The following is a 10,575-nucleotide window of genomic DNA, read 5'->3' on the forward strand; positions in this document are numbered from 1 at the left end:
TCCTTTATTAATTAACCTTGCCGACGTTTAATGCCGACGATGCTGGCTAAACCAGTCACCATTAACATCATGAGTCCCAGCAACCCGAAGCGATTAACTCGTTCATTAGTTTGCGGTAACTCACCAGCTACTGACGCTGAATGACTGACTGGGGCCATAACCACTTCCGGTTCAGCTGTATCAACCGTAGCATACCGTTTACCATCAATTCTGCCCTCATTGCGTTCAGTCGTGTCCAGTTTCAATTTATCACGAAACACCGTGGTCACTTGCTTCTCTAAACCACCGTTAAATTCTGGTCGCACTATCGTGTTTGCTTGTTCTCTTTGACTGCTGGAACCAGCGTTTGCGCCCGTTAAACCACTGTTAGGATCACTAGTATCAGGGTGTTCAGTAGTTCCCGGTTGTTCTGATTGTTCAGGAACTTCCGGCAGTTCTGGTTGATCAGGTGTCCCTGGCGCTGACGGTTCCCCTGGTATTTCAGGGGTTTCAGGGGTTTCAGGGGTTTCAGGGGTTTCAGGCTGTTCGGGTGTTCCTGGTTCTTCCGGTAACTCCGGTTCAGCTGGTTCTCCCGGTAACGGCGTTTCACCATTGCCAGCACCTTCGACTACCGTAATGGTGGCTGTTTGAGTCCACTGCAGGCCATTGGCGTTCGTGTATTGATACGTGATTTCATAAGTACCGGGTTGCGTCGTGTCAACGTCACCAATCACAACTAAGTCCGCTAGTGTTAATGGCCGTCCCGTCGCATCACTGGCACTTACGAAGTTGTCTGCCGCCTGCCAGTGGTCGCCAACTGTCACCGTTGTATCTTGAACAACCAGTTCTGTCAGGTCTTCAACGTCAGCCTCTTGTTCAGTCACCGTGACGGTCGTTGTCGCCGTGACTAACTGTCCGGTCAAGTCAGTGAACTGATAAACGACCTCATATGTCCCCGGCCGTGTTAAGTCTGGTTCTCCAAGCACCGTCACGTTCTGCCATTCCACTGAACGGCCATCTGCATCCGTTGCACTCGCAAAATTATCCCGTGGGCGCCAGACAGCGCTTCCCATTGCGGGATCAATTTCAACCGCAACTTCTTGCGCATGTAAATTTAGTTGACTTTGATTAGCCACAACCGTGACAACCACGTTTGTTTGCCGACCCGCATAAGTTAGTATCACGTGATACGACCCTGGCCGGCTGGTGTCAACAGGCTCACCGCTAACTGTCACCGCTTGGGGGTCTGTACTGAACAAGACTCCTGGATCAACTAACTGGCCATTTTGATCAACTAGTTGCGCAATATTTTGTGTCCAGTCCCATTTTTGATTCAAGAAGAGCGTGCTGTCTTTACCGGTAATCACGGCCGCAGAGACGGTTTCCCAGACAAACGTCGCCGTGTTAGCGTGGTTTCCCGAATATTGCGCCAGGAGTTCAGCACTCGTGAAAGTTTGCGAGCTATCAGCTACGTTGACCCATTTGCCGGTATATTTGCTATTCTTAGGCACTTCCGGTAAATCAACTAAGGGTTGCGTGCCGTGTTGACTAAAATCAAGTCCCGGACCAAGTGTCAACGTTTGCAAACTTGTCAAACCAGCTAGCATTTGCCAGTTTTGTTCAACATTCTGCATATTGAAATGGGACAAGTCGAGCACCTTTAGTTTGGCATCATCATTAAACAAACTATTGATTTGAGTGACTTTAGCGACGGTAAACTGCGTACCGAATTCGATACGCTCCAAATCAGACATCTGCGCAAAGGCACCATCGATTTCAACCAGGCTGGCTGAATCAAAGCTCGTCAGATTCAAGTGACGGACGCCTGTGCGCGCAAACATGTTGGCCATCGTCGTCACACTGCGCGTATCCCAGTCAGTCAAACCGTCAATAGTTCGAAGTTGGCCGTTGAACTGGAACATATTTTGCATGTTGGCGACATTATGAGTATCCCAGCCACTGAGATTGAGGTATTTAAGTTCAGTACCCATGAAGTTCCCCATAAACATGTTCACCATTGTGGTCACATTGCCGACTTGCCAAGCACTCAAGTCCAGTCGCTCTAGCGAGGTATTTTCTTTGAACAGAGACTGCATGTTGGTCACAGCACTGGTATCAATCTTTTCTAACCCTTCGTAACGCGTCACGCTGTCAAGATTCGCAAACAGACTATTCATGTTAGTACCGGCAACAATTTTGTCAGCAATCACGATACACTTGATCATCGGCGCCCAAGACTTGCGACGCCAAGGATTATCCCCATAACTGTTATTTAACGTGCCCCCGTTCAGCGTTAGCGTGCCTGTACTGGCATCAAAGTGCCAATCAACGCCAAAGTTACCAGACATTTCATCCTCATCCGCTCTAGTCACAGCACGAGTATCAACGTGCTGTGACTCCACCTTAAGGTCATCTACCAGCTGATGCTGCTCAACTTGTTGCAAGTCAGCGGCGGATTTACGTTCTGACGCGTCAGCAGTATCGAGTAATAACTGTTCACTCGCTTCAGGCTGTTGTTCACTAACAGTCGATTCTGCGGCATTACTGAACAGATCGTCAGTCCGTGATACTTCATAACTGTTCGTCGCGGGCGCTACCGTATTTAGTCCGTTCACTGCTGCCATCGAATCAGCGGCTACCTCACTATTGGGCGCGCCAGATGTCCCGTTCAACGCAGCCGTTGATGCAGCGGATTGCGGCTCGTCATTAGTAGCTGGCTGTGCATCGGTTACCGTCTGATTAGTAATCGAAGCGTTCTCATCATTAGCCACGTCAACGTTATCCGTTTTAGAAACCGAACTTGCCAGTGTTTGATTGCTGCTACCTTGATTTTGAATTAACACACCGTTAGTCGCTACGACACTCGTTTCGCTGGTCGATGCAGATGTTGGTTCATCCGCATGTGCGGTTAACAGTTGAGTATTCAACAATAATAGTGAAGCGCTCGCAAACAACCACATCTTGCCACTTTTATACATTTTATAACATTTCACTTCTGATTCACGGTAATTGATAGTAATTCCCCATTTCTTCAAAAACAACCTAACTGACCTAACGATTAATCTCATTAAATAAAGTGTTCTTACTATATTTGATTATCGTGTTTAACTAGTACATCATTTACGGTTTTTAAATATACCATGGTACCCTCATAATGCTCAACTGATTATCACAATTCTAATTAACCTGTTATCATTATGATTAATCCGCTTGTTTATCGCAAAAATATAATTATCAACTCCCTATTTCTGCAATCGTTTTCATCGTGGTGATTCATTAATTCTGGTCGTTTTAGTATTCGACCACCACTATTCGTTCACCATACTGACAGTTGCATCATGCACCGGTCAGCTGTCACCATGGCGACTGACCAGTGGCTTCCAGTAATCCCCGGCCATCAAAAAAGCCTTGAGCAATATTACTGCTCAAGACCTGATTTACCCATTCTAATAGCGTATTTCCCTAATTTGAATCGAAAGACTCCCCCCGCGTAATCATGAGCTAGTAGATACGATAATTGTCACTCGGCCCCGAGTCATTTGGATCGTCGTTTCACAACGATTTGTCGAATCGCATTATAAACTAGCTCAACGATGACAAACAGCACCGTGATACCCACAATATCAATTAAATACGAACTAAGTCGATAGCCCACCTTGCCGATCCACAAATCATACGGCCCTTGAATCAGTAAGAAATAGATGACTAACGTTTCAAAAATCGTCCGGGTATGCCGCCAAAACGATCGCCATTGCATTGATTTCACGCCCCTTCAAGTGGTGCCAACATTTGTAACGCCTGTTTGACCTGACTCACTGCTAATTGACTTTGATCACCGACCCGGCCGACGTGTCCAAAGGCAACTGCCGACCCCGTCAACTGACTACAGACACTGTTATAACGACCAAACTTGCCCATCGCCGTTGCCACGATTGGCACAACTAATTGCTGCCGTGCTTGCGCAGTTGCCGCCATTAATGCCAACACCGTCTGTGCATCATGTCCAGCCACTGTCACCCGCACGACATCAGCACCAGTTGCTGCTAATTCGTGATAAGTCGCCAATAAATCGTCAGTTGTTGCTGTCGTGACGGTCTGGCTCGCAATTAACCGAATTTCGTTGGCACGCATCTGTTTGGTCAACGTCATAAAATCTGGCTGATTGACCATGGCTAAGTCAATATCCACGCCAGCCACGCTTCGATTATTCACTAATGTTTGATAAGTTTGATAATATTCGGTCACTTCAGCTGGATCGTTTGCCAGCCCAAACATGGCAATTAATGGAATCGTCCCCAAAACTTGTTGCAATTGGGCCGCTGTATTGACTAACTCCGCACGGTTATCCAATTCCTGATAAGGATCTAACCGCCAAACAACAATTTGTGCCACCGAAGTTAAAATCTGCCCCGCTTTACGCAAGAGGTCCTCCCGTGTGGCCCCCGCTAAAACAACACCAATCTTAGGCATCCCTGTCGCTAACGTTAACTCCCCAACTGTAACTTCTTTCAAGACCATTCCTGCTTTCATTTTCATTCGAACAATGCGCGTCCGTTGCCGTTAAATTTTATCTCCTCTTAACAATAGCAAATTTTCGCTGTTTTGACACTCAAAATTCATTTTTTGACTTAAAATTTAAAGCGCTTTTAATATTAACTTGTTAATACTGGCATCGCTTTCAGTTTGGCCTTACAATTAAGCATACTTTAGCTCACAAAGGAGTTCAACATGGAAAACGAAAAACAACTTCGATGGTCCAACATTGCTTTAATTGCATTCGTGGCGGTCTGGGGCCTAGGTAACGTTGTCAATAACTTTGCGTTACAAGGGCTTTCAGTCGTCACTTCTTGGATTTTAATCATGATTATTTATTTTATTCCCTACACCTTGATTGTGGGTCAACTGGGTTCGACCTTTAAGGATGCTGAGGGGGGCGTCTCATCTTGGATTCGAGCAACGAGTACCAAGCGCCTAGCTTACTATGCTGCCTGGACTTATTGGATCGTGCACATTCCGTACTTAGCACAAAAACCCCAAGGGATTCTAATTGCATTCAGCTGGCTGTTCCGCGGTAATGGGAACTTCGTCAACACGACACCTGCATTAGTCGTTCAAGCCATTTGTTTAGTGCTATTCTTATTCTTCCTCTGGATTGCTTCATTGGGACTAACGACACTGAAACGCATCGGGAGTGTTGCTGGTACGGGGATGTTCATCATGTCGATTTTATTCATCATCTTGGCCGTATCAGCACCGTTTATGACCAAGGCGACTGTTCAGACACCGAACATGTTTTCACTCAAGTCCTACTTACCTAAGTTTGACTTTACCTACTTTACGACCGTTTCAATGTTAGTCTTCGCGGTCGGGGGATCTGAAAAGATTTCGCCGTACGTTAATAAAACCAAAAATCCGGGACGTGAGTTTCCGTTAGGCATGTTAGTGCTCGCAGGTATGGTCGCAATCTGTGCCCTGCTGGGTTCATTTGCCATGGGGATTCTGTTTAACTCCAAGCACATTCCCGCTGATTTGATGGCCAACGGTGCTTACTACGCGTTTCAACGACTAGGTGCCTTCTACCACGTGGGCAATCTGTTCTTGATCCTCTACGCAATTGCCAATGTGCTTGCCCAAATCTCCGCCTTAGCGTTCTCAATCGATGCGCCATTGAAGATTTTGCTTGGTGATGCCGACCCTGAATTTATTCCCAAAAAATTAAGTAAAATGAACAAGAAGGATGTGCCCGTCAACGGTTACATCTTAACTGGGGTTTTGGTCAGCATTCTCATTATCATTCCTGCATTAGGGATTGGAAACATGAATGAACTCTTTAATTGGTTATTGAACTTAAATTCGGTCGTAATGCCGATGCGCTACCTGTGGGTCTTTCTAGCTTACATGCTACTCAACAAGCACTTAAAGGAATTCAAGAGTGATTACAAGTTCCTGAAAAACCCAGTCGCTGGCCGTTTGGTCGGTGCTTGGTGCTTCCTGTTTACAGCATTTGCTTGCATCCTCGGAATGGTTCCAAAGACTTCCTACGCTAGCAATCCTAGCAGTTGGCTCTTCCAACTGACTTTAAATATTCTAACGCCAATTATCTTTGTTGCCTTAGGGATGATTTTGCCGATGATTGCTCGTCGTCATCGCACTAAAACCGCTTAGTGCGTCACCGATCTTTGCGCCCGCATCGTCGCTCTACGCCTGCGGACTCACTGACTTTTTTGTAACGTTGATCGATAATCTATTCGCCACCGCTGACAGCGCAAAAAACTGTCAGCGGTGGTTTTGATATTACCAACCGTTGCTAGTAGGCATGCGTGTTCACATAGAATTTCAGTCACTAATTTGCGGCTCACAATCTTACACTTTTTACACGTTTAGCGGTATGATGCTTAGTGAATATAGTCAATCCAAATTTACCAAGCTGTCGCTCTTCAAGGAGGTTCTTATCTATGGCTACCGTCGACGCTCTCGACATGTTTTTGACCGATTATGCCAATATCTCTCGTTACCTGAATACTCGCTTAAATTCACTACTGACCACGCAACATCTTACCTTTGACGCTTTTTTAATCATGCATGAAATAGGTCAAAGTCCCCAGCCACTATTATTAATGGAGATCGCACATCAGCACCATGTCTCACGCAGCGCAATCTCACGCCAAATCGGAGTCCTCCTCAAACATCGATACATTGAGCAACAGGCTAATGCCACTGATCGCCGCCAAAAAGGACTTTCCTTAACGGCTACCGGCCGTCACCTAGATCAGCAACTAATGGCCACCATGCACAAAACGATTCACCAGTGGACGACTCAATTGGGCCCGCAACGGGTGAAGACCCTGCTAGGCATCTTCACCGACTTTAACGAGCAAATTATCAATAATGAGGTTCCCGCCAGCGATTAATAACCAGCCATCCTCAGCTTCATCATTCGACGCTAGTCGTAACGTGCCCGATGTTAGTAAGCTGATTTTATTCGTCGCCATTTCAAGTTACGGCTTTTTAAGGCCTTAATCAGAAAACGGCGCCACGGACGCTAGTGATTCTAGCGTCCATGGCGTCGTTAATTTTCAGTTACAATCAAAGCAGCTTACACTACGGTACGTTCGTCCGCGACTTGGCCGGCTCTGCCGCTAGTCATCTGCATGCACGTCAAAGGCATGCAACAACTGTTCTGAAACCCCTGGCGCATCTGGGTCGTGGTGACCTTTACCGGTATCTAAAGCTCGTAATTGGGCTATCTCAGTCGAAGTTAATTCAAAGTCGAAGATATCCCGATTACTCTTGATCCGTGCACTGTGCACTGATTTAGGAAAGACGATCACGCCTTCTTGATGTTCAAATCTAAGAATGATTTGACCAGCATCCTTATGATACTTAATAGCCAATTGTTGAATGATTGGTTCTTTGAATAATGCTTGATTGCCCTGACCCAAGGGCGCCCAAGCTTCTAATTTAACATCTTGTGCCGCGAGTAATTGGCGCAAGGGTTGTTGCTGAAAGTACGGGTTAAATTCAACCTGATTGACTGCAGGGATCGTTTCAAATTGTGGCACAAATTTTTGCCACAACGTTGGTGTCATATTGGAAACACCGATCGACTTTAATTTCCCGGCCTTTTGGGCTGCTTCCATTGCTTGCCATGCACCCGGAACATCGCCATAAGGTTGATGAATTAAGTACAAGTCAATATAGTCTAGTCGCAACTTAGTTAACGAACGATCGATGGCGCGACTGGCTGCGTCAAAGCCGTAGTCTTGGAGCCAAAGTTTACTCGTCACCCAGATTTGGTCCCGTGGAATCCCACTATCCTTAATAGCTTGACCAACTTCGTCTTCGTTAAAATAGGCCACGGCTGTGTCAATGTGTCGATAACCAATCGCCAATGCTTCTTTGACTGCTTGATAAGTGGAACCGTCGTCTGGAATCTGGAAAGTGCCAAACCCAATTGCTGGAATCGCGCGGCCATCATTTAGCGTAATAGTTGGTGTTTTTGTCATTAATAATCACTCCTTAACTTATTCATGTAATTGTCGTAAACTAGCGCCAAAAATCTGTTCAATTGTCACAGGATCACGATGATCAAAGAACTGACTGACGCCCTGATCAAGTTCGGCCATTGCTGACATTTCTGCAGCTGTTAATTCAAAATCAAAAACAGCGATATTCTCAGCCATACGTTCAGGATGCACTGATTTTGGAATCACCGTAATCCCGCGTTGCAACAGCCAACGTAAGATGACTTGTCCGGTCGTCTTACCATGGGCCTGTGCGATAGTTTGAATACTTGGATTACTGAAAATCGCATGCTTACCTTCTGCAAACGGTGCCCAAGCTTCAACCCGTACGTGTTCATCTTGATTAAAGCGGACCTCGTCTGCTTGCTGGTACCATGGATTGACCTCGATTTGATTGACAGCTGGTTGCACGGACATGGTCAGTTCCAAGTTCTTTAGCTGATCCGCATAAAAATTGGAAACACCAATTGCGCGAATCTTACCAGCATGGTAAGCCTCTTCTAAAGCACGCCAAGCACCCATCACATCGCCATAAGGTTGGTGCAAAAGATACAAGTCCAAGTAGTCTACGCCTAAACGTTGTAATGACGCATCAATACCTTGCTTTGCACGTTCATAGGTGAATTCTGAGACCCACAGCTTGGAAGTGACAAAGAGTTCATCACGTCTAAGACCACTCTTTTGAATTGCCCGCCCCACTGCGGTTTCATTTTGGTATGCCGTTGCCGTATCAATTAAACGGTAACCAGCCTTTAAGGCCGCGGTCACCGCTGCTTCACATTCATTCAGGTCAGGGACTTGGAACACGCCGAATCCCAATTGGGGCATAACCACACCATTGTTTAATTTCGTTGTTGGAACCATCACGCATCAACCTTTCACTATTTGATTACAATAACAAGCATACCCGCAAACCTAATACTTGAAAATTACTACTTATTCATACTAGTATACATATAGTGCATACTAGTAACGGAGGTTCCTGATGATTGAAAATTATTTATTAGAAGAGCTGATCACATTCGCCCACGAGCACACGCTGGCTAAGACCGCGGCCGCATTAAACGTGACGCAACCAACTATCACTCGCGGCATGCAGAAATTGGAAACAATGCTCGCTGTTCGCTTATTTGATCGTCAACCCAATCGAATTACACTGACGCCCACTGGCCAGTTAGCCGCTCAGGAAGCTGAACAATTATTGACACAACAACGGACTTTTGTAACCAAAATACAAAACTACGAGCAAAGCTTAGTCACACGTACCGTCGAAACCACCCTACCTGGTCCACTTGCCTTACTCACCCATCTCAAAACGGTATTACCTAATTCGCTGCGAGTAAGGCAACCACTGATTGCCGACGACCAAATCACTGAGCATCTCATTAACCGCCAGGCAAGTTTCATTTTCTCTAATCAGGAAATTCTGACGGCCGGCATTGAATCTCGCTTCATCGGTACTGAAAATCTCGTGGTCCATTTACAGCGATTCATGTACCGTGCGAACCAACCTAGCATCACGTTCGCCGAACTTAAGGGAATTAGCTTCGTGGTTCTAAGCGCAATCGGTATTTGGAAAGATATTATTCAGCAGGCCATCCCAGATGCTAAATTCTTATACCAACCCCAACGCACGGCCTTTACAGAAATCACTAAATACTCTGATTTTCCGTACTTCAGTACTAACTTTACCGCATTGGCGCCTCACCAGCTGGATAGCCAAGCCGATGATGACAATCGAGTCGCTATCCCGATTAGCGATACTCGTGCTCACATGCCAATCTATGTCAATTATCTTGTTAGCAATCGACAATCATTAATGCCCCTATTCAAGCAATTTGAAGCCGCGTGGCCAGCCAATCTCAAGCATACTTCCACGTCCTAGCAGCTAACATAATTAAGCCGTTCGGTCTAAAACTGCAAAATGAAGTGTTACGCTCAATCACAGGGGGTATATACTGGTTGAAGCTCGCCCTCCCAGTTCTTGATAGCAAAAGAGGTCCACACGCTCGCTTAGCTAATCTAATGCGAGCGTGTGGACCTCTTTTCATATTAAGTTTGGTTCGTTCAAGTCTTAATCTTAAACATGGACCCTAATGTGATGATTAGTTGCAGAAAAAACAGTTAAACAAGCATTCCACGCCAATCATCTTCTAACAGCAAGCCGTTTAGCAGATTTGAACTGCCGACCTCTTCCTTACCATGGAAGTGCTCTACCTGCTGAGCTAAAACGGCGTTAATTGACCCTATCCAGTATACCAAAAGCATGTTTAAATTCAAACTGTACTGGTTGACATTCAACGTAAAAAAAAGGAACCGAATTAACGATTCCTTAGGTTGCATGGCAACGTCCTACCCTCGCAGGGAGCGATCCCCCAACTACTCTCGGCGCTAAGAAGCTTAACTTCTGTGTTCGACATGGGAACAGGTGTATCCTTCTCGCCATCGTCACCACACTATTGAGAAACTTGTGCTCTCAAAACTAGACAATATCAAATATCTTCATATGAACCGGAACACCAATTACTTGGTTAAGTCCTCGACCGATTAGTATTAGTCCGCTTCATGCGTC

Annotated in this window: 8 protein-coding genes, 1 tRNA gene and 1 rRNA gene; 3 read left to right on the forward strand and 7 right to left on the reverse strand. The window is 45.8% G+C overall.

Annotation, left to right across the window (positions count from 1 at the left end; genetic code table 11):
* Positions 1-11 precede the first annotated feature (11 nt).
* The 3 genes from MZO41_RS06255 to MZO41_RS06265 form a co-directional block, all read right to left on the reverse strand.
* A complete protein-coding gene (locus MZO41_RS06255) occupies positions 12-3,047 on the reverse strand; it encodes a bacterial Ig-like domain-containing protein (protein ID WP_033098946.1) in 3,036 nt (1,011 codons plus the stop codon).
* Between the two features lie 467 nt (positions 3,048-3,514).
* Positions 3,515-3,736: a hypothetical protein gene (locus MZO41_RS06260; protein WP_003642528.1), complete on the reverse strand. Its 222-nt coding sequence runs from the start codon at positions 3,734-3,736 to the stop codon at positions 3,515-3,517.
* Between the two features lie 5 nt (positions 3,737-3,741).
* Complete coding sequence (locus tag MZO41_RS06265; RefSeq protein WP_022638567.1) at positions 3,742-4,515, reverse strand: type I 3-dehydroquinate dehydratase; 774 nt, start codon at positions 4,513-4,515, stop codon at positions 3,742-3,744.
* Between the two features lie 192 nt (positions 4,516-4,707).
* Between MZO41_RS06265 and MZO41_RS06270 the strand changes: the two genes are divergently transcribed.
* Positions 4,708-6,144 (forward strand): APC family permease, encoded by a 1,437-nt coding sequence (locus MZO41_RS06270; RefSeq protein WP_013355857.1) that lies wholly within the window; start codon positions 4,708-4,710, stop codon positions 6,142-6,144.
* A gap of 290 nt (positions 6,145-6,434) precedes the next feature.
* Positions 6,435-6,890, forward strand: a complete 456-nt coding sequence (locus MZO41_RS06275; protein ID WP_013355858.1) for a MarR family winged helix-turn-helix transcriptional regulator — start codon at positions 6,435-6,437, stop codon at positions 6,888-6,890.
* Positions 6,891-7,118: 228 nt separating this feature from the next.
* Here MZO41_RS06275 and MZO41_RS06280 read toward each other — a convergent pair whose 3' ends face one another.
* Positions 7,119-7,985, reverse strand: coding sequence for an aldo/keto reductase (locus tag MZO41_RS06280; protein ID WP_013355859.1), 867 nt, complete (start codon positions 7,983-7,985; stop codon positions 7,119-7,121).
* A gap of 18 nt (positions 7,986-8,003) precedes the next feature.
* A complete protein-coding gene (locus MZO41_RS06285; protein WP_003642522.1) occupies positions 8,004-8,867 on the reverse strand; it encodes an aldo/keto reductase in 864 nt (287 codons plus the stop codon).
* Between the two features lie 121 nt (positions 8,868-8,988).
* On the opposite strand from MZO41_RS06285, the gene MZO41_RS06290 reads away from it, so the two are divergent.
* Positions 8,989-9,888, forward strand: a complete 900-nt coding sequence (locus tag MZO41_RS06290; RefSeq protein WP_003642521.1) for a LysR family transcriptional regulator — start codon at positions 8,989-8,991, stop codon at positions 9,886-9,888.
* A gap of 277 nt (positions 9,889-10,165) precedes the next feature.
* Here the strand turns inward: MZO41_RS06290 and MZO41_RS06295 are convergent.
* Together MZO41_RS06295 and rrf are read right to left on the reverse strand one after the other, a co-directional pair.
* Positions 10,166-10,238: transfer RNA gene (locus MZO41_RS06295), tRNA-Thr, on the reverse strand.
* Between the two features lie 104 nt (positions 10,239-10,342).
* Positions 10,343-10,459: ribosomal RNA gene (gene rrf / locus MZO41_RS06300) — 5S ribosomal RNA — on the reverse strand.
* Between the last annotated feature and the right edge of the window lie 116 nt (positions 10,460-10,575).

The sequence above is a fragment of the Lactiplantibacillus sp. C232 genome (assembly GCF_023806725.1).
GTDB lineage: Bacteria > Bacillota > Bacilli > Lactobacillales > Lactobacillaceae > Lactiplantibacillus > Lactiplantibacillus plantarum.